At 36.7% G+C, this 24,042-nt stretch carries 40 protein-coding genes and 1 pseudogene; 4 read left to right on the plus strand and 37 right to left on the minus strand.

Annotation, left to right across the window (positions count from 1 at the left end; translation table 11 throughout):
• The 26 genes and pseudogenes from KHA94_RS16230 to KHA94_RS16355 all read right to left on the minus strand — a co-directional run.
• A pseudogene (locus KHA94_RS16230) lies at window positions 1-604 on the minus strand (hypothetical protein); the annotation flags it as partial.
• 16 nt (window positions 605-620) lie between these two features.
• Window positions 621-1,490 carry a phage tail family protein gene (locus tag KHA94_RS16235; protein WP_213103152.1) on the minus strand — a complete coding sequence of 290 codons (870 nt, stop codon included), beginning with the start codon at window positions 1,488-1,490 and terminating at the stop codon, window positions 621-623.
• The gene (locus KHA94_RS16240) at window positions 1,490-4,384 is read right to left on the minus strand and encodes a phage tail tape measure protein (RefSeq protein WP_213103153.1); all 2,895 of its coding nucleotides are present in this window, start codon (window positions 4,382-4,384) and stop codon (window positions 1,490-1,492) included. The genes KHA94_RS16235 and KHA94_RS16240 overlap by 1 nt, the downstream gene beginning before the upstream one ends.
• Complete coding sequence (locus KHA94_RS16245; protein WP_213103154.1) at window positions 4,381-4,635, minus strand: hypothetical protein; 255 nt, start codon at window positions 4,633-4,635, stop codon at window positions 4,381-4,383. The genes KHA94_RS16240 and KHA94_RS16245 overlap by 4 nt, the downstream gene beginning before the upstream one ends.
• A gap of 32 nt (window positions 4,636-4,667) precedes the next feature.
• Window positions 4,668-5,024: a hypothetical protein gene (locus KHA94_RS16250; RefSeq protein ID WP_213103155.1), complete on the minus strand. Its 357-nt coding sequence runs from the start codon at window positions 5,022-5,024 to the stop codon at window positions 4,668-4,670.
• A gap of 52 nt (window positions 5,025-5,076) precedes the next feature.
• A complete protein-coding gene (locus KHA94_RS16255) occupies window positions 5,077-5,655 on the minus strand; it encodes a hypothetical protein (RefSeq protein ID WP_213103156.1) in 579 nt (192 codons plus the stop codon).
• 5 nt (window positions 5,656-5,660) lie between these two features.
• The gene (gp17, locus tag KHA94_RS16260; RefSeq protein WP_213103157.1) at window positions 5,661-6,035 is read right to left on the minus strand and encodes a tail completion protein gp17; all 375 of its coding nucleotides are present in this window, start codon (window positions 6,033-6,035) and stop codon (window positions 5,661-5,663) included.
• A gap of 4 nt (window positions 6,036-6,039) precedes the next feature.
• On the minus strand, window positions 6,040-6,474 hold the full coding sequence (locus KHA94_RS16265; RefSeq protein WP_213103158.1) for an HK97-gp10 family putative phage morphogenesis protein: 435 nt from the start codon (window positions 6,472-6,474) through the stop codon (window positions 6,040-6,042).
• Window positions 6,474-6,806: a phage head closure protein gene (locus KHA94_RS16270; protein ID WP_213103159.1), complete on the minus strand. Its 333-nt coding sequence runs from the start codon at window positions 6,804-6,806 to the stop codon at window positions 6,474-6,476. Before KHA94_RS16270 ends, KHA94_RS16265 begins: the two co-directional genes overlap by 1 nt.
• On the minus strand, window positions 6,787-7,122 hold the full coding sequence (locus KHA94_RS16275; protein WP_213103160.1) for a hypothetical protein: 336 nt from the start codon (window positions 7,120-7,122) through the stop codon (window positions 6,787-6,789). Before KHA94_RS16275 ends, KHA94_RS16270 begins: the two co-directional genes overlap by 20 nt.
• The gene (locus KHA94_RS16280) at window positions 7,119-7,409 is read right to left on the minus strand and encodes a head-tail connector protein (RefSeq protein WP_213103161.1); all 291 of its coding nucleotides are present in this window, start codon (window positions 7,407-7,409) and stop codon (window positions 7,119-7,121) included. Before KHA94_RS16280 ends, KHA94_RS16275 begins: the two co-directional genes overlap by 4 nt.
• A 41-nt stretch (window positions 7,410-7,450) precedes the next feature.
• Complete coding sequence (locus tag KHA94_RS16285; RefSeq protein ID WP_213103162.1) at window positions 7,451-8,551, minus strand: phage major capsid protein; 1,101 nt, start codon at window positions 8,549-8,551, stop codon at window positions 7,451-7,453.
• A gap of 12 nt (window positions 8,552-8,563) precedes the next feature.
• The gene (locus KHA94_RS16290) at window positions 8,564-9,313 is read right to left on the minus strand and encodes a head maturation protease, ClpP-related (protein WP_213103163.1); all 750 of its coding nucleotides are present in this window, start codon (window positions 9,311-9,313) and stop codon (window positions 8,564-8,566) included.
• Window positions 9,314-10,543: a phage portal protein gene (locus KHA94_RS16295; protein WP_213103164.1), complete on the minus strand. Its 1,230-nt coding sequence runs from the start codon at window positions 10,541-10,543 to the stop codon at window positions 9,314-9,316.
• A gap of 15 nt (window positions 10,544-10,558) precedes the next feature.
• Window positions 10,559-12,292, minus strand: a complete 1,734-nt coding sequence (locus tag KHA94_RS16300) for a terminase large subunit (RefSeq protein ID WP_249365516.1) — start codon at window positions 12,290-12,292, stop codon at window positions 10,559-10,561.
• On the minus strand, window positions 12,292-12,798 hold the full coding sequence (locus KHA94_RS16305) for a phage terminase small subunit P27 family (protein WP_213103165.1): 507 nt from the start codon (window positions 12,796-12,798) through the stop codon (window positions 12,292-12,294). Before KHA94_RS16305 ends, KHA94_RS16300 begins: the two co-directional genes overlap by 1 nt.
• 101 nt (window positions 12,799-12,899) lie before the next feature.
• Window positions 12,900-13,208 carry a hypothetical protein gene (locus tag KHA94_RS16310; RefSeq protein WP_213103166.1) on the minus strand — a complete coding sequence of 103 codons (309 nt, stop codon included), beginning with the start codon at window positions 13,206-13,208 and terminating at the stop codon, window positions 12,900-12,902.
• Complete coding sequence (locus KHA94_RS16315) at window positions 13,205-13,600, minus strand: HNH endonuclease (protein ID WP_213103167.1); 396 nt, start codon at window positions 13,598-13,600, stop codon at window positions 13,205-13,207. Before KHA94_RS16315 ends, KHA94_RS16310 begins: the two co-directional genes overlap by 4 nt.
• Entirely contained in the window at window positions 13,600-13,842 is a 243-nt protein-coding gene (locus tag KHA94_RS16320; protein ID WP_213103168.1) for a hypothetical protein, read from the minus strand. Before KHA94_RS16320 ends, KHA94_RS16315 begins: the two co-directional genes overlap by 1 nt.
• Before the next feature lie 68 nt (window positions 13,843-13,910).
• Window positions 13,911-14,159, minus strand: coding sequence for a hypothetical protein (locus tag KHA94_RS16325; protein ID WP_213103169.1), 249 nt, complete (start codon window positions 14,157-14,159; stop codon window positions 13,911-13,913).
• 492 nt (window positions 14,160-14,651) lie between these two features.
• Window positions 14,652-15,194: a tyrosine-type recombinase/integrase gene (locus KHA94_RS16330; RefSeq protein WP_213103170.1), complete on the minus strand. Its 543-nt coding sequence runs from the start codon at window positions 15,192-15,194 to the stop codon at window positions 14,652-14,654.
• Window positions 15,191-15,652, minus strand: coding sequence for an ArpU family phage packaging/lysis transcriptional regulator (locus KHA94_RS16335; RefSeq protein WP_213103171.1), 462 nt, complete (start codon window positions 15,650-15,652; stop codon window positions 15,191-15,193). Before KHA94_RS16335 ends, KHA94_RS16330 begins: the two co-directional genes overlap by 4 nt.
• A gap of 48 nt (window positions 15,653-15,700) precedes the next feature.
• Window positions 15,701-15,949, minus strand: coding sequence for a hypothetical protein (locus KHA94_RS16340; protein WP_213103172.1), 249 nt, complete (start codon window positions 15,947-15,949; stop codon window positions 15,701-15,703).
• Window positions 15,946-16,137: a hypothetical protein gene (locus KHA94_RS16345; protein WP_213103173.1), complete on the minus strand. Its 192-nt coding sequence runs from the start codon at window positions 16,135-16,137 to the stop codon at window positions 15,946-15,948. The genes KHA94_RS16340 and KHA94_RS16345 overlap by 4 nt, the downstream gene beginning before the upstream one ends.
• Window positions 16,138-16,238: 101 nt before the next feature.
• A complete protein-coding gene (locus KHA94_RS16350; protein ID WP_338030789.1) occupies window positions 16,239-16,415 on the minus strand; it encodes a DUF3954 domain-containing protein in 177 nt (58 codons plus the stop codon).
• A gap of 60 nt (window positions 16,416-16,475) precedes the next feature.
• The gene (locus KHA94_RS16355) at window positions 16,476-16,649 is read right to left on the minus strand and encodes a hypothetical protein (RefSeq protein ID WP_213103283.1); all 174 of its coding nucleotides are present in this window, start codon (window positions 16,647-16,649) and stop codon (window positions 16,476-16,478) included.
• 156 nt (window positions 16,650-16,805) lie between these two features.
• On the opposite strand from KHA94_RS16355, the gene KHA94_RS16360 reads away from it, so the two are divergent.
• The 3 genes from KHA94_RS16360 (at window position 16,806) to KHA94_RS16370 (ending at window position 18,533) form a co-directional block, all read left to right on the plus strand.
• Window positions 16,806-17,414, plus strand: a complete 609-nt coding sequence (locus tag KHA94_RS16360; protein ID WP_213103174.1) for a DUF998 domain-containing protein — start codon at window positions 16,806-16,808, stop codon at window positions 17,412-17,414.
• Between the two features lie 242 nt (window positions 17,415-17,656).
• The gene (locus KHA94_RS16365) at window positions 17,657-18,169 is read left to right on the plus strand and encodes a DUF3231 family protein (RefSeq protein WP_213103175.1); all 513 of its coding nucleotides are present in this window, start codon (window positions 17,657-17,659) and stop codon (window positions 18,167-18,169) included.
• Between the two features lie 127 nt (window positions 18,170-18,296).
• Window positions 18,297-18,533, plus strand: a complete 237-nt coding sequence (locus KHA94_RS16370; RefSeq protein WP_213103176.1) for a WGxxGxxG family protein — start codon at window positions 18,297-18,299, stop codon at window positions 18,531-18,533.
• Window positions 18,534-18,776: 243 nt separating this feature from the next.
• Here KHA94_RS16370 and KHA94_RS16375 read toward each other — a convergent pair whose 3' ends face one another.
• Complete coding sequence (locus KHA94_RS16375; protein ID WP_213103177.1) at window positions 18,777-19,061, minus strand: hypothetical protein; 285 nt, start codon at window positions 19,059-19,061, stop codon at window positions 18,777-18,779.
• 113 nt (window positions 19,062-19,174) lie between these two features.
• Between KHA94_RS16375 and KHA94_RS16380 the strand changes: the two genes are divergently transcribed.
• Window positions 19,175-19,948, plus strand: a complete 774-nt coding sequence (locus tag KHA94_RS16380; RefSeq protein ID WP_213103178.1) for a DUF4393 domain-containing protein — start codon at window positions 19,175-19,177, stop codon at window positions 19,946-19,948.
• Here the strand turns inward: KHA94_RS16380 and KHA94_RS16385 are convergent.
• The 10 genes from KHA94_RS16385 to KHA94_RS16430 form a co-directional block, all read right to left on the minus strand.
• Window positions 19,943-20,131 (minus strand): hypothetical protein, encoded by a 189-nt coding sequence (locus KHA94_RS16385; protein WP_213103179.1) that lies wholly within the window; start codon window positions 20,129-20,131, stop codon window positions 19,943-19,945. The two genes, KHA94_RS16380 and KHA94_RS16385, sit on opposite strands and share 6 nt — an antisense overlap.
• Before the next feature lie 40 nt (window positions 20,132-20,171).
• Complete coding sequence (locus KHA94_RS16390) at window positions 20,172-20,462, minus strand: MazG nucleotide pyrophosphohydrolase domain-containing protein (RefSeq protein ID WP_249365517.1); 291 nt, start codon at window positions 20,460-20,462, stop codon at window positions 20,172-20,174.
• 230 nt (window positions 20,463-20,692) lie between these two features.
• On the minus strand, window positions 20,693-21,235 hold the full coding sequence (locus KHA94_RS16395; protein ID WP_213103180.1) for a site-specific integrase: 543 nt from the start codon (window positions 21,233-21,235) through the stop codon (window positions 20,693-20,695).
• A 21-nt stretch (window positions 21,236-21,256) separates the two neighbouring features.
• The gene (locus KHA94_RS16400) at window positions 21,257-21,439 is read right to left on the minus strand and encodes a hypothetical protein (protein WP_213103181.1); all 183 of its coding nucleotides are present in this window, start codon (window positions 21,437-21,439) and stop codon (window positions 21,257-21,259) included.
• A gap of 92 nt (window positions 21,440-21,531) precedes the next feature.
• Window positions 21,532-21,780, minus strand: a complete 249-nt coding sequence (locus KHA94_RS16405) for a hypothetical protein (RefSeq protein ID WP_213103182.1) — start codon at window positions 21,778-21,780, stop codon at window positions 21,532-21,534.
• Window positions 21,780-21,998 carry an HhH-GDP family DNA glycosylase gene (locus KHA94_RS16410; RefSeq protein ID WP_213103183.1) on the minus strand — a complete coding sequence of 73 codons (219 nt, stop codon included), beginning with the start codon at window positions 21,996-21,998 and terminating at the stop codon, window positions 21,780-21,782. Before KHA94_RS16410 ends, KHA94_RS16405 begins: the two co-directional genes overlap by 1 nt.
• The gene (locus tag KHA94_RS16415) at window positions 21,998-22,201 is read right to left on the minus strand and encodes a hypothetical protein (protein ID WP_213103184.1); all 204 of its coding nucleotides are present in this window, start codon (window positions 22,199-22,201) and stop codon (window positions 21,998-22,000) included. The genes KHA94_RS16410 and KHA94_RS16415 overlap by 1 nt, the downstream gene beginning before the upstream one ends.
• A 5-nt stretch (window positions 22,202-22,206) precedes the next feature.
• Window positions 22,207-23,133, minus strand: coding sequence for a DnaD domain-containing protein (locus KHA94_RS16420; protein WP_249365518.1), 927 nt, complete (start codon window positions 23,131-23,133; stop codon window positions 22,207-22,209).
• A 52-nt stretch (window positions 23,134-23,185) separates the two neighbouring features.
• Window positions 23,186-23,365, minus strand: coding sequence for a hypothetical protein (locus KHA94_RS16425; RefSeq protein ID WP_213103186.1), 180 nt, complete (start codon window positions 23,363-23,365; stop codon window positions 23,186-23,188).
• 6 nt (window positions 23,366-23,371) lie between these two features.
• Complete coding sequence (locus KHA94_RS16430) at window positions 23,372-24,034, minus strand: ORF6N domain-containing protein (RefSeq protein ID WP_213103187.1); 663 nt, start codon at window positions 24,032-24,034, stop codon at window positions 23,372-23,374.
• Between the last annotated feature and the right edge of the window lie 8 nt (window positions 24,035-24,042).

Consider the following 24,042-nt stretch of genomic DNA (forward strand, 5'->3'; position numbering starts at 1 on the left):
AAGTTAAATCAGCAGGATTGTCATCTATCTCATCACCTGCCATCGCACCGATCATTTCAGGTGTAATTTCATCAGGACCACCCTTTCTATGATCATGTGCATGCTGTTTCATATGTGTGGGTGATGCCAGTCCGCACAGTTCTTCATTAAGCCTTTCATCAGCAATTTGAGAACTTTCAATATAAGACTTACCAGCTGAAATAGTTACAGTAGCTACACATATTTCATAAATCTTTGCCGTGCGTTCAAGAGTTGGTGCAGATCCACCAACCACTCCTTGTTTTACATATGCATTAATTGATCTCAAGTCCTTATCTAACCTAATAACAATGCGGTCTTTTCTTTCCTGTGCTTGGTCAGCTGTCGCATGTACTAGGTTGAGAGGTGCATCGTTTTCATAACGGTACCCTTCTAAATAAGCAACACCAGGACTAAGTGTCGTTTCCATTGATGTGCCTGCAGCTGTCACTTTTAATCCATTCACATCTTTATCGAGAAAAACACCGCTTTGAAATAAAGTACGGAAATACTCAGCAAACGCATCTGCAGAATACCTACGTATATCAGTAGGTGTACTGTCAAAAAAAGATGATTTTTCTGCCATGTTTTATCGCTCCTTTCTACACTCCGACATATCGTTTGCGCCAGTTAATTACTACATTTGCATCATCCGAATTGGAATCCATATTGTATTCAATTTCGTTATAGCCAACGTCGAGTTGCCAAAATATGCTGTTTTCATCGAGCCAGTTGAAAGCTCTTGTTTGCTTACCTGTACCATCTATAATTAGCACTGTTTTATTACCAAATGCTGTCCTAACAATTAACTTGTCGTTCGCTCCGAGCGTCCGTTTTACACGGATAAATTCTCCTGTTGTTTTATTTGTAACAATGGGATTTACTGCAGGACCATGAAAAACTATTTCCACTGGTACCTCTACATCTCCATCATTTAATAGAGTAGTGGATGAACTTTTCATTGCGAACTCCACAGGAAGTTGAAACGGAAATTCCATGCCGCCTATCCATGCACTCATTGGTTCAGACTCGGTGTGTGGATCAAGCCAGAAAGGATCTGAACAAATAAGAGACATCAAAGCTACTTGAAAAGTCGAACCCCTATTGCTTTCACCAGGAGGGAAAATTGGTGCAAATTCAGACGTGGCTTTTATTTCTCTATCTAAAGAACCGTATACATATTTCAGTGTACCTGCTCCTAGTTTTGGATTGAAAACACTTGTTAACTTTGCTCGAAGACGGAAAAGTTCATCTTGGCTTTTTGCTTGCAATAGTAGTTCTAAATTAATTGGCCTTATCTCCAACACACTATCCGTATGTGTCTGCCCATCTTGAAAAGGTGACTTTTGCATTTGTACGTTAGATTTTACAGCACCAACGCCTTCATGATTTAACAAAATAAAAGGGGCATCGTTAGCTAGCTCAACGATGTCCCCTCTTGCACTTATAAATATAAATTTTTCATCAATCATTATCTATTCCCCCATTCAAGAGCTTGTTGTCTTAATACTTGTTGGTTTTGTCTAGCTGTTTCAGATGGAGTTAGGTGTTTAGCACTGTTTATTGTTAAATGTTGTGTTATTCCACCAAGCATAGCCACGTTTCCTATTGGTGAGCTTCCTGTATATCCGATACCTTTACCACCAGTAACACCAACTATATTAACATCCGGTACATTTGGAATAGCTGCTAACGATAATTTTTTCGCTGTATTTCTTACTTTTCCGATCATGCTGTCAATTCCATCATCTAAACCTTCACCTGTGAATACGCCCAAGCCAAAAGTAAGTCGTGATGGAGATTTAATCTGTAGAACTTTTTTGATAGAGTCACCAATGCCATTTGCAATTTCTTTTGCTTTATCCCAAACTGCACTTGCCATTGAGCCAATACCATTTACTAGACCTGTGATAATGTCTTTACCTACTTGTCTTAAATCTATGTTTTTGAAGAATGTCATGACGCCATCCCATAGATCTTCAATCGTGGTTTTAACACTTCCCCAAATCGACTTAATAGAGTTTAACATTGCATTGAAAGCAGAGGTCACACCATTTTTTATCATGGTCGCTCCGTTTGTTATGAAGCTAATTAACCCATTCCAAATGGCTTCTAATCCCGCTTTAAGAGAATTGAAGATGGACATTACTACACCTTTAAATGCTTCAAATGTAGATGCTCCTCTTGTTTTAAACAAGTTAAATAGAGTAATTGCTGCATCAACAAAATCACGGAAAAAACCTACTACATTGTCTACAAAACTCTTTGCTATATTTTGCCCTGTTGTTGCAAAGCTTTTGAAAAAGTTGACAATACCCGTCGACATGTTTTTGATAATGTTTAATGCGCCTTTTGCTAGATTAGTTAGGAGTGTTTTTAATCCACCAACAAAAGTAACAGTCATCCATCCGATGATTACATCAATAGCTCCAAAAAATATTTGCTTAATGCCTTCCCACATCTTGCTAAAGTCACCTGTAAACAATCCACTAAATACTTTTATTAGACCCATAATGACGTTTAGGGCACCGTCAATAATCTGTTTAATTGCTGTCCAAACCATTTCAACAATAAATTTAACCGCGGGCATGACAAATTCTACAACTGCCATAATACCGTTAAAAACATTTTCAACTGCTTGCAGAAATTGAGCTCCGTTCTCATCCCAAAATGTTTTGATTGCACCCAGCTTTTCTTGAACAAAAGAAGAAATTGCTCCAAACACTTGTACAGCTGTAGCTTTGATACTTTCCCAAATACTTGTTACTGTGTCGCGAAAAGTCTCACTATGTTTCCATGCCGCAATAAGTGCTGCACCTATTCCGACAATTGCAGCTACTGCTATTCCGATAGGTCCGGTTAAGATAGCTAAAGCTCCGCCTGCACCTGCTATGGCTCCGCTTAATCCTGCGAAGGCAGTTATTACAGAACCGACGCTTGAAATGATTACACCTAAGGTAACTAAAAAAGGACCTATTGCTGCAGCTATTGCACCGATGGCAATAACCACCATTTGGATTGCTGGATCAAGACTTTTAAATTTCTCCGCTGCTTGTTCTGCCCATTGTAAAAGAGGTTTAATAGCCTCATTTACCATTAATAATGTCGGTAGTAAAGCATCGCCAAAAGCTATAGCAATTGCTTTTATCTGATTCCATAGCATTTGTAACTGTGAGGCAGTTGTTGCATATCTTTCCTCAGCCTCATTACTTAAAGCAACATTTTCTTCCCAAGCTTCATTTGATAATTTAACGGCATCGGCAAATAATTCACTAGCTCCTCCAGCACGAAGTAAGCTATCCCGTAACCTAATTTCTGTGATGCCCATCTCCTGGAGCATATTAATAGCTGAGTCTCCTGCTTCCTCTGCATTTGCTAGTCCATTAATAAATGCTCCGAGTGCCCCAATCGCATCTTGTTCAAATGCTTTCTTGAATTCTTCGCCTGTCATCCCTGCAATTTTCGAGAAATTTTCTAGATCTACCCCTGCATTTAGTAGGTTGGTAAGCTCAGTTTTTGTCATGCCCAAATCTTCTGCTAAGTGACCAAAAGCTTTTCCACTGTGAGAAGCCATCATCTGTAAATCTCGAATTGACATCCCTGTTGAATCTAGTAACTCTTGGACTTTGGTAAATCCAGTAGACGTTGCCACTTGCATATTGACCATAACACGGGAAATTGCACTACCTCCCATCTCTGCTTCAATTCCGACAGAAGATAAAGCCGTAGCAAGTGCTAATATGTCTGCTTCCGTCATGCCAACTTGTGCTCCGGCTCCCGCAAGACGCATGGCCATATCCACGATTTCACGTTCTGTTGTTGCAAAGTTATTACCAAGTGCGACAATCGAGGAGCCCAAACGGTCAAAGTCCTTTTGATTCATTTGGGTGATATTTGCAAGCCTTGCAAGAGATGTGGCAGCCTCATCACTGCTCATGTTCGTAGCAACACCAAGGTCAACCATCGTCCGAGTAAAGCCTAGAATATTTTCTTTTTGAATACCTAACTGCCCTGCTGCTTCTGCCACTGCCGCAATCTCAGTTGCAGCAGCAGGAATCTCTTTTGACATATCGATGATTCCTTTTCTCAAAACGGCAAATTCTTTTTCAGTTGCGTTTACAGTTTTTCTGACACCAGCAAAGGCACTTTCAAATTCAATAGCAGATTTTACTGAGGCAGTAGCTAAACCAACAATCGGAACAGTGATTGCAGCTGTAAGAGTTCCTCCGATTGCCGTTAGATCCCTACCGATATTCTGCATTTGTTGCCCAAACTGTCTTACTTGGTTTTGAGCTTGTGTAAATGTGTTAGAGAGGCCGCTCATATTCCCAAGAATACCAACCGTTAAGTTACCTAAAAGGCTCATTCTCTCACTCCTTCCGGTCGCTTAATTTTGTCGCCATATCGTTCATAAAAAGATGTTTTATCTGGAGTATCGTTATAATCTCTTTTCTGCTTTTTAGGCTCTTCTTTAACACCAAAAAAGCCAACCGCTATACGATTGACTAAAATGTTCGCTTTATTCTCTTCAAATTCAACACCATAATCGTAATACATGAATATTTGTTCAATGCTCATATGTTTAAGCATGTACTCTGGAGTTGCCCAGGCATACATGGACCCCATACGGGCAAAAATGCGCCCAAGCTCTAAAGGCTCGGGCTTTCCGCGTTTTTTCCATTTTTAGAAGATCTGTCTTTTAACGGTTTCATGATGAATTCAAGCATCGCAAGTAATTGCTCAATTGATGTTTTTCCAACTAGCCATTTCTTTGTAATTTCATCATCTGGATTACAGGCGTTACAAATTTTAACCGCCAAATCAAAAACCATATCAAAGCTTTCATCAGTTTCAGAGTCCAAAACGGTTTTCTTCTTTGCCAATTCCAAGATTACTTCCGATGGGATTTTTGAAACATCTATTACTTTTCCCGCTAATTTGACAATACGTTTTGCAGGGATAAATTTGTCTAAGTCTAAAATTTCTTGTTCGACTTCTTGGGCCATTTATTTTTCATCCTTTCAAGGTAAAATAAAAAAGCACCCATTAAATGAGTGCTTACGGTGTAGGGATTACTCCTTGTTCATCCCAAATCTCGAACAACTGCTCTCCGACAGCCTTGTTTGTATCTGGTGTACCCGTCATTTCGATAGGGGTCATTGCAGGATCTTCACCATCTGCTTCAGGAAACGTAATATTTAACCCTGTTGCAGCATTAGCTTTAAAAATGGTGATGCGGAATTCCTCTCCTGCTTCGTTATAGTTCGTGATTCGCGCAATTCGAGGTTGGAATGTGCTTGCTCCACCGGTTAGAAGTTTACGGGCTGCTTTCTTACCTGTCTCTTGATCTGCAGGAATCTCATCGTATTTATCTATACCGCCACGGATAGTTGCTAAAGTTTTGAGGTTGATTTCCATCAACTCTCCTGAAATTTTTGCACCGTGATTGGTAATGCCTGCAACAATTACCCCTGCATTATCGCTTTTTACCTGTAACTCATCCCAGGATTCTTCAAAGGTAATACCTCTCATTGCTCCAAGGTCAACTAACGATTCCTCTGTTTCCCCAACTTCAAACTTTGCAGAACCAAAACGAATTGAACTTCGTTGTTGAACTGTTGTCATGTTACGACTCAAATTAATCACTCCCAAAATATAAATTTAAAATCTATCGCAATATGATAGAGTTTGGTGTCTTTTTCATAGTTTTCATATTCATTTTCATAAACAACTTGTATGATATTTGAATTTCCCATCTGCCCTTTGAAACGCTGTAAAATTCCTCTTATTTCAGCCACTATTTCTTTGGCCTCAATGTATTTAGGGGAAAATACAGAAAACTGATATCTTGGATATGCAACATCTATATCATGATGGCTAGGTCTAGAAATACCAAGATAAGCCACGCTTGGCATTACAGCATTTTCAGGAATCCATCCAGGATAAAGACGATTGCTTATTTTTGATTTTAAAGAATCGAAAGTTAATAGATATGTCCTTAAATCTGTTTCTAGCAAGTTATCACCTTCCTAATCCTAGGATGATGCGTTCTAGGCCTTCAATAAGATGTTTTCGCATCTTTGCTTTGCTTTTATCAAATGCCGGGCGCATAAATGGTCTAGGTGGTTGATGGCTCGATCCCAACTCATAAAAAGTAACGTAAAAAGCACTAGTTGCTGTGGTATCTCCATTACGTGCACCGACAACCACATTTGCATAGAATATGCCCTTATTGTTTTTACCAATTTCGATACGTAATGAAAATCTTGTCCTACCTGTTTTACCGATAGGAGCTCTTGCGTCTGCTTCACGAAAGACAATTTCGGCACATTCAGAAACTAAGTCATTTAATTCTTTTTGAATTTGTTGATCGGCATTCCGCAAAGCTTTTACTAATTCTTCTATACCTTCAACTCGAAGGCGCATGCGGTTGTTCTGGCGGACTGATCTAGCCATTATTGCCGCTCCTTGCACATGATTTGCAACTCTTTATTTGCATATTTAGGATTAATGACATAAAGAAACTCAAATTCAATCTCATTGTGGAGAGCTTTCATCATCCGGTCTAACCCTTTTCGGTATCGAACGGTGATCTTTGTTGTGACTTCTGCATTGACCTGCATAGCAGCGAATAATTCACGACCTCTTAAAGGCTCTATTGAAGCCCAGGTTTCAGCAACTGGAATCCATTCGTCAAGAGGTTGCCCTGCTTCGTCTACATCTTTTTCAGGATCAGGCGGACGCAGAATAGAAATTCGTTTGTTAAGCTTACTCGCTAGGCTTGCCATCACTATCACCTTTTAATAGTGATTCAATATGCTCGATAACTGTCTTACGTTTTTTTCCCTCGACTTCCATCTTCAAAAGTACTTCTAATTTTTCTTTACTTAATTCGGCCGTCACTGCTTCCTTTATTTTTTCGACATTAGAATCTAAATCAATTGGATTTCCAGTGTCAGAATCATCTTCTACAACTTTAATAAATCCAAGTTTAATTAGTTGGTTCGCTCTTTCCTCATTTGGCGGTGTATGCTCATGTTTTTCTTGGTTAATCTTCATATTATCAAAACGATCATAAAAATCTTTCAAGACAATGTACTTCAAGGTGTTACACTTCCTTCCGTTGAATATTGTAGTTGTGCAAGCATTGATTGGATGGAAAATCGTACTTTTTCTGACGGTTTAGAACCTATCAAATCCCTATTTTCGTACCAATCTGTGACCAGGACTAAACAAAAAATCTTTGCACGGTGGTTAGTATCATCAAACTTTTTTCCAGTTGCCCCCTCTAAGTACTCTTCAGCTGCACCGATTATTGTAGAAATTATTGAATCTTCTTCAGTTCCATCAACACGGATCCATTCTTTAGTTTCATTTAATTCAAGAATCATAGAATCACCCTTTCAAAGGGAGAACGGCCGAAGCCGCTCTATTAAGGAGTTGGAGTGAGGTCGATTTGTCCATAAACAAATGCCTCAGCATCCCGTGTTTTAACTTCTTCACGCTCAATAGCTCTGAATAAAGTGTTATCTGTTAAATATGCATCACCAGCTACATCAGAGGCCATAATATCTGTTTGCTCACGGTCAAACATTACGATAGCTTCTTTTAAGTCTCCTATAATTACTGGGGCTTTTGTTGTATCTGTCAACAAGTCTTTATTTGAATAGACCTTTACAGGGTACTTACCGAACAAAAGTTTTTGAGTGGCAGAAGTGGGATCCTTCTGTAGCAGATAATTACCATCGGAATCCTTTTGCTTATCTAACCAGTTAAAACCATCTTGGTTTGTAACAACCACAGATGTTTCTTGAAAGGCCGGGTCAAGTTTCACATTGCAAATGTCTTTAAGATCATCAAAACCAGTAACAGCTGTTTTTGCCTTTTTTGCTAATTCGGCAAAAATTAATTTATTTCGAGTTACCCTAGATTCATCACCAATCCATCGAACTAACACGCTTCGTAAAGCTTGATCACTGTCCTTAAGCACCTCATTCGTCATCTTAAAGAATCCAGCATACTTTTTAACCTTGTATGCTAATTGTGTGAATTGAGGTGTTGCCTTTTCTGGAATAGAACCGTCCTCAGGAACTTCAACGAATCCAGTTTGTTGAGCCCTGGCTTTAAACACTCGTGAACCAGAAAGAGTTGTAACGGGCTCAACCGTGATCAGATTCTGTGCAGCATCTTTAGCCTGGCGAAGCTCATTGATTTCTGTTTGAATGTCCTGTGGTACAGTGTAACCACCATCAGTTGCAGAACCTTCACTCATAGCATTTTTAAATTTTTGACGAGCAGCATTAATGAAGTTTTTCACTTCGTCTTTTTCTGCTGGATTTTCATGTTTTTTATTTTCAATTTCTTCTTTTTCTTGATCGTAAAGGTCCTTAGCAATATCAAACTTATTTTGAAGCTCCTGTGCTTCATCACGTGCAGTCTTTGCTTCTTCAATCTTATTTTCTGCAAGTAATTGCTTAGCTTCCGCTTTCTTATTACTGATTTTTTCTAATAACTCACGAAGTTCTTTATTCATTAAAATTCCTCCTTAAATTAGGTCTAAATCCCATAATAATTTTTGTTTTTCTGCTTCATTATCCGTCTTATCCTCATTTTTAGGCTTATCAAATAGTTTAATAGCTTGATTGATTGATTTGTTTGCACTATTAACGATGGATAAACGGTTGAAGTTGAAATTTTGAATAGATGGTTCTTCTGTATCATCCTGGTACAAAACGTTATCGGCAAATCCTTTTTCCACCGCTGCATTAGCAGATAACCACGTTTCAGCATCCATCATATTAGATATATCTTCTAAGGACAGTCCTGTTTTAGCGACATAGGCATTCATGATCGATTCTTTTACTGTGTCCAAAACATCTGCAACTTTCCGTAAATCATGCATATCACCATAACCACCAGTCATAGGATTATGGATCATTAGTACCGCAGTAGGACTCATTAGGATTTCATCACCCGCCATCGCAATAACACTAGCAGCTGACATAGCTTTGTCGTCAATCTTTACAGTGACTTTACCTTTATGTTCCTTTAAGGCATTGTAAATGGATGCTCCTGCAAATACGCTCCCACCATAGCTGGAAATCCATACAGTTAAATCTTGCCCCTTGTACTCATTCAATTCGTTTCTGAATGCATTTGGGGCTGTTGCTGGCTCTCCAAACCATTCATAAATCCAAACGTCTCCATCGTCCACAATGTCGCCCTCGATGCGCAATTCAACGCTCTCCGGTTCTGTTTCAGTGGCTTGGTTCTTAATAAATTTCCAAAACTTCATCTATTCCTCACCTCCTTTCTTGTACTGCGAACCTACTTCAGTAATTGGAATATAGTTTCCGTTAACCATAAGTGTGTCGCCACCTTCTTTAGAAGGTAAATCTAAATAACCTCGAGCTTCATTGGCTGAGTAGATTCCGTTGTTTACACCCTTCGCCAACGCTTCCATCTGCGACTTAATATCAGCCCTCAAAATGACATTGACATTAAACCGCCAAAAATAACCCTGTTTAATTAATTCAGATGAAAGTGTTTTATAGGTTATCTCTTCTTCATAATGCTTTAAAGGAAATAGAAGGGTATCAACATAAAAAGCCAAGTTCTGTGCTTCTGCTGAAGCATAACTTGACTTTTCATAATCATTTATTTGATTAGGTTTAATGCCGAATGCTGCAGCGATCTGTAATGCAGAGTATTTCTTGAGCTCAAAAAACTGTGAATCAGTTAATTTAATATTCAGAGGAACTAATTTCATTCCTAAAGGAACAGGGATTATTTTCCCTGCGTTTTTCGAGCCATTAGCAAACTCTTCAAAGCCTTTGACCAATCTTTCCTTTGCTGTTGAATCCAAGTCTCCAGTGTATTCAAGAATAGCTTTTCCGGTTAATCCTGTTTTATAAAGGTTGTTCATGAATTTTTGGCTTTCGAGAGCACCTTCAACATTGTTCTTTAGAATTTCTCGAACAGGCACACCCGTGATTCCATCAAAAGTTGTGGAGGTCTTAAAGTGTAGGACTTCATCATGATTAAAGATATGGACTTTACCTGTTTTTTTATCAGTGTATCTGTACCATATCTTATCAGCTTTACCTAAAATACCTGCATCATCAATTACTAATGTTACATCCTCACTTGGCATAATCCACAAGTCTTTTATTTCTGGCCCCTTATACCTCTTCCACACATAAGCATTACCATAATGGTTTCTGTTCATTTCTGCCGTTGCCCAAAAAGTAGAGCTGGTCATATAAGGGTTTGGTCTTAGTTTTAAGAGACTGTATAAACTCTCTTTGTCGCTCGTCACAATACCCTTATCAGTTTTTTTCAACATATGAAGAGGGAGCTTACCAATACTTTCTGATAGAATTTTTAAACATGCAAAATAGGTAGATTCAGATAATGCATCTTTTGGTGTGTTTGGATCAATCCCTAACCACTCAAGTAATTTAGGATTATTCATATCTACAGTTTCGTTTTTAAAAATCCTCTTTACCCAAGAAAACAGTTTCATAAATTTTCACCTCCCTCACCATCCCATCATGTTTAGATATTCATTAGTTGTTTTGTTAATATCTATAGTTTCTATATTGAACATTGCCCTGGTATGAGCATTGATCCCAGCTGCTATAGGGTCAATCCGTTGGCGAGATTTTTCTTTATCTAACATGATGTTTCCATTATGATCTTGTCTTGTTACCGCATTACCAATAGCCCATGTTAAAACAGGGTTGTTATTATGAATGATTTTCTTTTGGAGAACAAGATCTCTAAAATTCTTAGTCGGTTCTCCTAGAGTTTTTATCCCTTGTCTAATTTCTACTGGAATAAATCCTTCTGCCTCCATATCTTGAGCAAACTGCGTAGCATTGTAAGGATCATAGCAATTTTCTCCAATGTTCCAACCGTTTTCCTCAATCTCTCGGATTACATATGCTTTAATAAAGTTATAATCTACTACTGATCCTGGAGTCAGCGTAATCCAACCTTCCCTTGCCCATAATCGATAAGGTATTTTATCCTTTTTCTCTCTTTCTTCAACTGTATCTTCTGGCATAAAACTATGGCTAAGAACAGCATGACGGCCATCTTCAAGAGGAAAATCAAAAGTAGTACTGGTTAAATCAATTTTTGAAGAAAGGTCAACTCCCATAAAACCTGTTTTCCCGCGCAAATCTGGTAAAGGGTTCTCTTTGGTTGATCCACAATCCGCCCAACGATCCATCCGCATATAGGCCTTTTCCTTTTGATTTATCCAAACATTCATATTTTTTGTAAGGTAATCATCCATCATTTCAGGTTTTTCTAGGGATTCTTTTAAACGTTTTCGGATATTTTTAATTCCTTCCGGATAAGAAGCAGCGATAGGATTCGCTTTTAACCACGCATCTTCATCTCGAATATTGTCAACTAAATTTCCATTCTCATCCTTATCTAATTCATTGACCATTGCATAATATTCATCGTTTTCAACTGGATTATTTGGATCTAATAGTTTAGAAACATAATCGTATTCTATTCGGAAACAAGGAGAACTTAGATCCTTCCCGGCAGTGGTAATTATTATAATTAATGGTTGTGCACGAGCGATCATTCCAGAATCCATAACATTAAGAATTTCATCTGTCTCATGTGCATGATATTCGTCAATAATGGCACATTGCGGGTTAAAACCATCACCAGACTTCTTATCCTCTTTCGACAAAGCTCTCATTATTGAATCACTATTTAAATGTTTTATCTCTCCATAAGCAACTTTGTATTTCCCTTTTAGTTCTGGGCAAGCTTTTAAAATTGCTTCTGTTTCATTCCAAACAATCTTTGCTTGTTCTTTTTTTGTAGCACCTATATAAACTTCTGACATGTTCTCACCGAAGGCCATTTGCTCATAGGTGCCAACAACCGCTAAGCTTTGGGACTTTGCATTTTTTCGTCCAACTTGCCAATAAGCTTTCCCGAAACGTCTATATCCTGTTTCTTTATGAATCCACCCATAGATATTTCCAAAAATAAATACCTGGATTTCATGCGGTTCTATTCGTTCTCCTCTAAGTACACCTTTGGTATGCCGGAAGAGACTCATCCAGTCAAAAAAGCGCATTGCTTTTTCCTCGTCAAAAATATAAGGAAAGTCTTCTGTTCCTTCTTTTTCGACATCTCGTAAGAATCTCATGCATGCCCAAATATGCTTTTGACATGCAATTACTTCCCCGTTAATTACAGCATGACAGTATTGGACCATCCATTGTTTCAATTCAAACATTAAACATTACCAAATTTCTTTTCGAACTCTGTTGGTTCTTTTTTGTCTTCATTTTTAGGGACAACCAACTTACAGCGAGAAGATATAGTCAAACCAAGGTCGCTTGCTGCTGTACGACATTGTTTAAATAGTTTATCTTGATTGATTAAAAGGTCTGAATATAATCCACTCGATACTTCTACGCTTTCCTCTGTTTCAGGGTCTTCTACTGTTGTAACAGGGTTTCTTGCCATTAATTCTTCCGTAACATCTAGGTATAATTTTTTGGCCAATAAAAAACGAGCTAATGCGTCAACATCAAGATTACTCATGATGCCAATATCCAAAAGCTCGCTTGCTAATTCTTTAAATTCTTTTTTTAATTTTGTTGGTAAGTATTTGGGCGGTTTAATATTATCTGTCTTAGCTTTTACTTCTTGAGACTGTCTTTCTTCAATCTCTTTTTTGGTCAAATTCTTTTTTCCTTTATATACCAATAAACTAACTGGATAACGGGATCTTCCCAAGGTTTTACTCTCCTTTCCAAAATTTCATAAAGGGAACTTTGTGTAAAGAAAGAGGGGCGAGCGGTCTTCTGTGAAAAAATTTAAACTTTTTTGACTCCCCCCTACCCTTCTACTCTTTTCTTTGTTTTATCCATTCCTGCTTTTATCTTCTTTTTAAGTTTAGCTTCCTGCTTTATTAATTTATTTTTATTTTCATTTTCATTCGGATTAGCGAACCGTTTGTGAAGCTTCTGCATCTGCTCTTGTAGTTTCCTTGTCTCAAGGTCTGTGTAATAGCAAATGTATTCATGGTCACAATGAGGGCAGTTAAAGAATACCTTCTCAATATTTCCTGGCAATTGCTCTGATTTAAACTGTTCTAAATAGAATTGATTATTACAGCCTTCATTGCAGTATGCTAGTTTACTCATACTCTACCTCCATACTCCCTCTTATCCTCTGCAGTCTTAGCTGCATGACATCTATTACATAGTGATTGTAAATTATCTAGCCACAGCCGATACTCCCAAGCTAACTTAATAGGAATAATGTGGTCCACCATATCCGCAAGTGTTATCTCTTTGTTAGCAAAGCAATGCTGGCACAAGCCGAGGTCACGTTGCAATGCTTGTTCCCTCATTCGTTGCCATGCGACTGACTTATAAAATGCAGCTGCATCTTTATCTCTTTGATATTTATCATAGTAATTATGTCGTGCTTTGTTCTGCTGCACTTCTATTTGTTTATGCTCTTCACAATAACGTTCTCTTGTTAGGTTACGGCAAGATGGGGCATTGCAAGGCCGTAAAGGTTTCCTTGCCATTAACAAGCAGTCCTTGCACTAATCCTCAATGGCTTATTGATAATTACTTGTGATCTTATTCGATAATCTTTCATGAAACATAATTTGGATGCTGGGTGAACTTGCCTTGGATAATCGGGCTTATATGATGCAACGAATTCTTTCGCTGATTTCCATACTTCTTTAATTACATCCATCAAGAACTTAAGTCCTTCTGCCATCTTCTTTATTGCAGTAGATAATAATTCATAATCTATTATCATTTGAATCACTCCTCTTTTCTCCATAATAAAAAGCCACGCTCATTTGAACGTGACTCTCTATGTAGTAGTTATTTATCTAATTCTAACGCTCTTCCGTTAAACGGTTTTACTTCATCTCCAATAACTTCCCAAACATATTTAGCTGGAGAACTTAATGGATTGTCTTTTAAATTTACTGTTGGGCTAAACCAAAAGACTACTTTACTATTCTCAATTGACCAACCATTTTCAAAGCCTGCATGTTTTGTTTCAACTAATTCTTTATAGGTTTTTCCACTTCGATGTGTATGGTTTTGCACAATACTGATTGTATCCATCTTCAACACCTCCCATCTACCCATATCATAGGATAAATGGAACGGATTGTCATATAAAATATCCAACTAAAAAGTGAATACCAATTTAGTAGCCTCCTATGCTTGTTTCTAGAATACACGTACAAGCAACGTTCTATTATAAAAGCACCCTCGAAAGGATGCGTTTATAAGTAAACTTCCATACTATCAATATAACACAGCAAAAACATTAATTCGTCCGTTAATTGTTCGCTAATAGTTCGCTAATCCTCCGTTAAAAGTTCGCCTTATTTATTTCTTAAGAAGAGCAAAGCTCACCTTCTGTAAACTAACCTAATTATCATTTTTAAGCCCATAATCACTATGAATGAGTTCTCTATAATAGATAGGGAACGGAACTCACATGGTAGTTCACTTTCTTACAGCCATATGGTTTAATCCATTCTCTTTAAAATGAGTTTGAATGTTTCTTTTTGAATCGAATTAAAAAAAGCCTAAAAAAAATAGGCTTCTCTAAATTTTAAATTTCTTCTGATATTTATTTTTTTCATCTTGCTTCATACCGATATAGATAAGCGTTATTTTCGGGTCTGAGTGGTTGAAGTGTTCCATTAAAGCAACTACGTCATTAAATTGTTTATAATGATGATATCCATATGTTTTCCGTAGAGAATGACATCCTATCCTTTCTAACCCAAATTCTTCTTCTATATTTTTCATGATGACATAAGCCATGCTAACTGTGATTGGTTTGTTTTTCCCTTCTCTGCTTTTAAAAAGGTATTCATTTTTGTCCTTCCCCTTTATATAGGAACGAAGAGCCCGTTTGAGCTCATTAGGCATGTGTATCTCTGTCAGTTTACCTGTTTTTCCTTCCTTTAAGAAAATGCTCCAACCTTCCACATCACTGACTCTTAGCTTTAAAATATCCTTAATACGTAGTCCTGTGTTGATTCCCAATAAAAAGAGGATATAATTGCGTTCATTCCAATTCTTCAAAAATTCTTTTATTTCTTGAATGAGCTCAGCATCTCTTATTGGCTGTACAATATTCATGCGCTTCTCACCTCTTTTTTCTTTTTATAAACTTCTACTCTTAAAGCAAATGCCAAACGTAACATTGCTTCGCCTTTTAGTTGGTAGTATTTTGTTTTGCCAATACCGAGCTCAGTCCAGATATCTGGATCGTAGCCAAGGTGATGTTCCATAAAACATTTAATAATAACAAATCGCTCGTCTTGTTTAAGCGAATTAACTGCAGTATGGATAACACTCATAAACTTGTTTCGTGCTCTCTCGAATTCCGCGCGCTCTATGGCTGCATCCTCTGTTGAACTATGAAACTGATTGTTGTTTACTGGAGGAAGCAATGAATATGAAGCCGTAATTGCTGGTAAAAAATCGCTAGGTAGAGTTAGTAAGAATTGGCGATATTCATATAGTTCCTTTTCTACCTTTTTTCTAGTGTCTTTTTCATCTACAACAGGTAAGTAAAAAGATAATTGTTTTTTCATTCATTTTCCCCTCCATTATTACTAAGGAATTTGGCTGACAACCGTTTATTAACGAATTATCTTCCGAACTGTATGTTTAGGTTTTCTATTAATCACTTGGCTTTTTATTCTAGTGTCTTTTGGTGCATTCCAGGAAGAGTGCATATTGTCTATTTGTTTTTTCTTTTTTAAATATTCGTCCTGAGAAGAAGCTATTGACTTTAAAACACTCCAAGCTTCACAAATATTTTTTACGACTGGTTCTAACGCTTCACGAAGTGCTGCAATAGTTTTCTGTAACTTTTCATAATCAATCATTTCCATGCTCCTCCTTTTCCTCTGCGTAATGTGCGCATGTTAGCTCCCATAAGGTTTCTGATGTCTGATTCGCTCAATCGCTCAGTTTTCGTTATTTTTGATTTATTATGATGCTTCTTTTTCTTAGAAACTGATTCTTGGTGTTGTCGCTTCCAGTCCTTTAACTGTTCTTTAAAAGATGGATTCATAATTTCAACTCCTATTAGATAAAATAAAAGAGGGCAAAAATCACCATCACGATATTGCTCGCAATGCATGATTTTTGCCCTCGGTTTTCCCGACAAGCTTATTAAAATTTATAGATAGTCTCTAATTTCCCGTGACAAGGTTTTCCTCCCTGCCAATTGATTATTTGTGTCCCGTAACCTTCAACAGGAGTAGGAACTTCTGTAATCTGTCCGTCTTTAACAATGTATGTTGCATTCTTCTTCAAATCTATTTCAGCGATTGTTTTATTGTTTGCCACAGGACCACTCCTATATGGTAAAATTTATATAGGCTAGCTGGGAGTAATCCTGGCTTTTTTTTATCCCCATCTTGCTTCTGCTGCTTTTTGTCCTCTCCACTTATAGTCCGTATGAATATTTGAGAATGCATCTTCGCCTTTCTTCTTGGTTTTCTTAGTTGGCCTAATCGGATGCTTTTCAATATAAGCAAGACGTTCCTCTTCAGTCATTTGCCATTCCGTTACTCTATTCATATGAATTCCCCTTTCTGATTAACAGGTTCTATCTTGTGTTCACTTAATTTCTTACATATCGACCTCTGGCCTTAAACAAAGATACTCTTCTAGACCATACCGATTAACATTTTATGGATATATACTCTACATACAAACTTTAAAAGGGTGAGTCTTATGTACATATCAAAAAGAATCGGTATATTAAGTTGGGTTGCTACTTGTTTGTACTTTCTTATTGAACCATTTTTCATTTTGACTTCTACAGCACCTTACAGCTTTTTAAATCATGCAATGAGTGATCTTGGGGTTACTTCTTGTGGCGAATACACCTATTCAATTGCACCTCATGAAATTTGTTCCCCATACCATTTCTGGATGAATGTATTGTTTATTGTAAATGGAATTACATTTTCAATTGGTGTTTTGTACCTTTCACAAAAACTTGAGAAAACACGATTAAACAAAATGGCAACAGTTTTTATACTTTTATTAGCTCTTGGTAATATTGTTTCTGGCTTTATACCAGCTGATATTAATCTATTTTGGCATTCAATTGTGTCTCAAATTGGCATGATTACTGTTTTGCCTGGTCTTTGGATATATGCAACATCCTTAAGAAAGGGAAAACGCTGGACTTATTACTGTTTAGCTTCATTGTTAGTCATTCTAATGCTCATCATGCTAATATTTTTTATCCCCATGCCCGCTGGATTATTACAAAGGCTATTCTATATTGTGATTTTCTTATGGGGTACAGTACTTACAATTATTTTAGAAAAATAATTTATAATCAATGTGATTTACTTGAGCCCTCTATGGGCTCATTCTTAATATAAATTACTAAATAAACCCAAGCTATCCTTGTCCTATTTTCCTGAAACATATCCTACCTTGTGTTTATTAATTTCTAATCAAACAAATTTTGGTATATTTTTTAATTACCGTTGAAAACTAATCCTTGTGGATATGAATATCCAACAAAAAGGAGAGAGCTAATTATGTCTTTCAATTTAAGGAGTGTTTTCATGGGAATTCTAAGCGGTAATCCTCAAAATGAACCTATGCATTATGGTGAAGTCTTTGGTGCTTGGAGCTACTTATCTGTAGCTAAAGGTCTTCATGCTGGCTACCAAACCTTTGCTAATCACACAGGTGATAATGACCTCAAAAAACTTATTGAAGAAGCAATTCAAGGTTTAAAACAGGAAATTAGCCAAACCGAAGAGCTTCTGAAAGTAAATGGAGTAGGACTTCCACCTACACCCCCAGATCGTCCAACAGCTGATCTCGAAAGTATCCCTGTAGGAGCAAGATTTGCAGATCCTGAAATCAGTGCTGCAGTATCAATGGACATTGCCGCTGGTTTAGTTGCTTGTAGCCAAATAATTGGACAATGCATTCGTGAAGATATCGCTTTAATGTTCGGTCAATTTCACACAGCAAAAGCTCTTCTAGGTGCAAAATTTTTAAAACTTAATAAGGAAAAAGGTTGGTTAATCCCACCACCGTTACATTTACAAACTCCTGAAAATAATTAATTTACTTAGAACAAAGTCCATTTATCCCAAATCCTTATGGACTTTGTTTTTTATTTTAATAAGCCATGAATAATTTTTACTGAGATTATAAACATTAATGTTATTACCTATGATTGGAGGAAAAACCATGTTTAATAAAATTCTTTATTCATCTATTGCTCTGCTGTTTTCTGTAATGCTGTTTGGCAGTTCAATCGGTAATGCTCAAACCCCCGTCACAGATTTTAACAATAACAAAGTCATCCATGTTGCTCAAAATGGTGATAACAATGATGTTAATGACGACAACGATATGGATTGGGGCTGGATTGGTTTAATTGGTTTAGCAGGTCTTTTAGGTTTAAGAAGAAATGATAAGAAATAAAAGACTAAGTATTTGAACTAATTTATTCTAAATCTTATTGTGACGTAAATATTTAAGATCCTTTTAATCTCAATATGACAAGTTCAAAAAAGTTGTATTCAATTTACAAATTACGTGTAATTTATACTATGAGTTAAGTTAAAACCCTATATAGCTCTACGGGGCAAGGCCCAAAAAATTGAAAAATATAATCAAACTTCAACGCCTGCCTTGCCCTGGAAACAAATTACTTATTGTGATTAGTTAAGAAGTTCTAATAGTTGCTGCCATCACGAATGGCTTTCCATTTGGTCCATATTTCATTGCTTGAGCAACGTTCTTTAACCAATCATGAGCATCTACATTCATTTCATCTTTTGCAGGAATAATAGTGGTTGTGCAATACATTGGTTCACCAGTATATTCAGGATGCTCTTCCTTAAGGAAAAACTGTGCAACCATCGGAAGATTCTCTCTCTTGCATACAGCAATTATCTGCTTCATTAGTGGAGCAATTTCATTATCATAAATTTCCTCTTTATCGAACATGCATCTTCCTCCTTAGGAAATTCCGTTACTCTTAAGTTACCTATTTACTTAATTACCTACTTATTTAAATATTTGGGTATTTTGGTATAATCACCTTAAAGGAGGTGATTATAATGGACCCTATTACGATAGGAACAGCAATTGGTACAACTTTGATAACTAACTTCGCTACTAAAGGCGACAGTGCACCTATTCAAACTTTGAACGACTTATGGTATTTAACTTTTGGTAGGTTACAATTGTTAGTTGATAAAAAACGTGCAAACCATTCTGCCCAATTAGAATCATATAAAAATGAACTGGTTGATGCTGTTTCAGCTATACCCGATGAAAACTTAATTGAACCGCCTTTAAGTATTGTAGGGCCAGCATTAGAAGCGTCAAAATATTATATTGAAGAAGAAGAATTAAGAAAAATGTTTGCAAAAATAGTAGCTTCTTCAATGGATGATAGGAAAGCTTCATTAGCTCACCATTCATTTGTAGAGATAATTAAACAACTATCCCCATTAGATGCCCAAAATATTGCGCTTTTTAAGGGTAATTATCATTTGCCATTGGTGAACTATGGTGTGAAACGAGACGGGAATAATAAAATTACCACTATTACCAATGTTTTTCTAAGTAATCCAGAATGCACTGATATTCGGGTTATAAGAAGTTCAATCACCAATTTACATAGATTGGGATTAGTGGATTTTAGATTTGATATTCTCTTTAATGATGGTCAAAAGTACGATGTATTTACCCACCATCCAGTTTTTAATAATGTGGTTAGTGCATCTATAAAAGACTTGAATGAATTCCCAAATGCTGAGCCGTTTATTGATAAAGGAGTAATTGAGATTACTCCTTTCGGAAGTGATTTTCTAAGTGTATGCTTATAGTGTTTTCTTTTTAAGAATACTTAGTGTTTCATTTCTTAATAGTTCTAATTGTTTTAGAAACCTGTCATCACTATTATTTAGTTCAAAAAGAATTTTATCTAACATAAATTTGGCTACAATTATGGCTGTAATAGTTGATGCAACGACGCTTACTATTACAGTCATCCAATTTATTGCTACCATTCCATTGCCCCCTTATGAAACTTAATAATTCAAGAGTTGATTAATATGCCTTGCCACCATGCTTATAAGTTCGCCCTTTATTTCGTTCCATCTTATCGACAATAGCCTTTTCTAAATCAAGTGTCCGTGAGCCACAAAGGTCAAACACTCTGATACAAACATCTGCCATTTCTTCAAGAAAGTTTTCTGCATCTCCTTTTCTATCTGCCTCAAGAGCTTCACTCACTTCACTGTGAATAAGTGCGAGTAAGGTTCCTGTTTCTCTAGGCTCATCATGCCACCCCTTAGATTTAGCAGTCTCATATGCCTGTTTACACAATTCATTTATCATCTTTATCCCTCCAATTTTAATGAAACATAATTTACAAAATCTATTGATTAATGATAGCTTCTGCTTGAGATTTCTCAGTTTCGTTCAATTCATAAATTGTAGCCATAGTCTCAGTTTTTTGACTGTATTTTCTGAGAAAAGCGTATAAATGTTTTTGAAAATCCTCACTATCTTGATTAGTTTTTAAAATAAACATGTTATGCATTTTCTTTATCCTTTCTTTTAATGATTTAGAGCGAAAAGCCATCAATTTTTTGGTCCATAATATCTTGGTTTATCCCGATATATCTCATGGTTACTGCTGGAGACGAATGATTAAAAATCTCCTGGAGTACTGCTACATCTTTATATTGCTGATAGAAATGGTATCCGAATGTCTTTCTTAAAGTGTGCGTGCCGACCTCTTTCAATCCCACTTCTTCGGCTGCAGCGTTTAAGATTTTCCATGCTTGGACTCGATGAATGCGATCTGTACCACGCCTTGATTTAAATAAATACTCATTACCATCTTTTTTAACAGTAAATTCTCTAATATGCTGCTGGAGCTCGTTATTGATCTTAAACCGTTTTAACTTCCCTGTTTTCTGCTCAGTAATGACGATATGGATTTTATCCCTCACGTCTCCTACCCTCAATGAGAGTAAATCACTAATGCGTAATCCAGTGTTAATGCCTAATACAAACAAGAAATAGTTGCGATAATGCTGTTTCAAAAGAACTTCTTTCATGGCCGCAATCATTGCTATGTCACGTATTGGCTGGACGGTCTTCACAACACTCACTCCTCTAAGTTATTAGTTTGCTAATCCCTTAAACTCGTAAGCTCCAGAAGCATTGTATAGAACACTATGCTTTTTACTGAATGGATTCTCTTTTCGAATATCTTGCTTTGAAATACCTTCCTCATAGATGACAATTACTTGAAGTCGTTCCCGATCAAGGCTAATTCCGTTTGTCTCGACAACTCTTCTTGTCATTTCCTTTTAACCTCCGTTCTAATTCATTCAGCGCAACTTCTCTAAAATCTGTTTTTCGTGCTATGTATAGAAGTTGGCTTAGATTTGCCTTTCTATAATCCAAGAAGAAAACCACCTTTACGCCTTGTAATTCTGTCTGTTCGCCCAAGATGGACTAATGCAAGGATTACTTCATCAGGATCTCTTTCAAATTTGTTAGAAATATACATAATGCTAAATCCTTGCGTCCATAACTCTGCAATTTCTTCTAACTCTGGTTCATCCCAAACAAAGTTAAGTTCCTCCAAAACAACGATTCTGTTTTTCCTTGGATTCCTCAGAACCACCTGATTTCTACCCATTATTCAATCTCCTTGAAGTATTCAGGGCCAAAAGCTAAACGGAATTTTTCAAGCGTTTTAGGACCAATCCCGGGCATTTCTTGAAGTTCAGCAAATTTCTCAGCAACAAAATCAACAGTCTTTTGAATACCACGGTTTTCGCCGTGATTTAGACCTAATTGATAACCCTCCTGCTTTCCTTTTTCAAATGCCTTTTGAATAACTGTATTCCTAGCCATTAAAACCACCCGTTATTCTCGTTCTCAACATCTTTCTGCCGGAATGATGCTAGCACTAACTCATATTTCAAATCTTCGTAATTTAGTTGATCAAGTGGGATTCCTTGTTGACTGACTGTGATGCCTACGTTTTGCAACTGTTCTAGAATAAAGTTGTGCTTTAACTTATTTTCCACAACAACAGCCTTTTTAAGGACAGCCATCTATTTCAACTCCCTGCTTCGTTTGATCTCATCTGTTCCAGCATCTCGTCTAGCTCTTTCTTTTTTTGTTCAATATTTGGGTCAACTACTTTAGGCTTCTTCTGTTGCTGATCATCCTCATTAAACCAACTAGGCAACATTTCAGTTCTGCGAGAATATCCCTGTTTTGGTTTAACGCGTTTATTTTCGAATTCAACGTCAAGAGCAAGTACATCATTAATGGTTTTAACATTGCTATTAGCCCAGGCTTTTAATATCCCTTCTGCATAGCCCCACTTTTTTTGTTGTTTAAGAGCCCTTTTCATTGCTTCTATCACTATTTCTGTACCTAAGTCATTTTCCCAATGAACTATGCATTCTCCGACAAAAGAACTAATGGGTCCAAAATTTACTTGAAAAAAATCAGCAGCAGTATTATGTTGTTGTTTTTCTTCTTCTTTTTCTTCTTCTTTTTCTTCTTCTTTTTCTTCTTCTTGCCACCGTGTCGTTAACGTATCGTAAAAAGGTTGATTTAAAGGCATTTCGTCTTTTTCTTCATTTTCTTCTTCGCTTTTCTCAACGACTTGTTCTCGTGTCGTATACGAATCGTATATTTTCTTGATTTCTTCCCTTTCAACTCGCTCGCCAACATAAGCAATTAAAGAAATATCTTTAACTGTTTTTAGTTCACTACTCACACAATCAAGAACAGGTTTTCCTCCACGGTTGAAGTTATACTTACCCCAGTTTTTAATAGCAATTTCGCGAGTTTCAAAACTATAGGCCACAATCTTATGATTATTTATGAACCTGTTTAACAAAGAATTGATACTTTCAATGGAATATCCCATGTCGAAAGCCATTTGTTTTTTGGTAATTTGATAGATTCCAATTTGAGTAGTATTTGAGTTTGTTAATAGATAAAGAAAAAAGAATTTATCCTCAGGCGTCATTTCCTCGACTACTCTTGGATCATCCCAAAATTCTGTGTGAACCATTCTAAACTTAGCCATTTTGTCCTCCTCTTTCACATACTGCTAAGCCGTCTTCAATGCGAACGAGCATGTAATTTTGATATTTCCTCAAGTATTCTTCAACAAGTTTGAAAAAATCACAATTCGATAAATGTTTTTCTTGTTCTAAAATTCTCAAAGGAATAACAACTTTTGATTGATTGTTTAACATTATTTCTTATCCATTCCAATGCTCAACAAATCGAATAGCTGTCTGCAACTCATGCCTTTTCACATCTCGATATGACTTAACCTTAAATTGTCTTTTCAGTGAGCTATAAATTCCTCTATAAAGTTCACTGTGTTTGTCCTTATTTTTTTCAAGCGTGTATACTCTTTCGGCAACAGCTCTCTGTAAACGTCTTTGTTCACCAGATTGCAAGGTAATTTGCTCAAACATATTCTGCTCTATTGCCAACACCTTCTTTTCGCATTCATAAAGTTTTGATTCTAAAGCAACTATCTTTTCACCTTGGACCTTCAAAAGTTCATCTGGAGAGTTAAGTCTTTTTGTGATATTAAAATAACTGTCAACAAGCAATTCGTATGCTTGCCACGCCTTGTCGTTATTTAACGACTTCGCCAGCATCCATGCTCCTTTTTCAGTCCATAGATAGAGTATCGATGCAAATTTAAGGCTAACGTCATTTTGACGTAATGCTTTAAATTCCTTCAACTGTTCACCAGCAAGTGAAAAGAAATGCTTTCCCTGTTCATACCGTTCTCGATTACGTTGATAGTTTCTATTTATTATTTTCGAATCAACGTTAAATGATTGTGCTAACTGAGTTGTTGTGAGAACTCTCATTCCTTCTCGTTCAATTACTTGAATTTCTATCATTCTCACTC

The sequence above is a fragment of the Cytobacillus citreus genome (assembly GCF_018343665.1).
GTDB lineage: Bacteria > Bacillota > Bacilli > Bacillales > Cytobacillaceae > Cytobacillus > Cytobacillus citreus.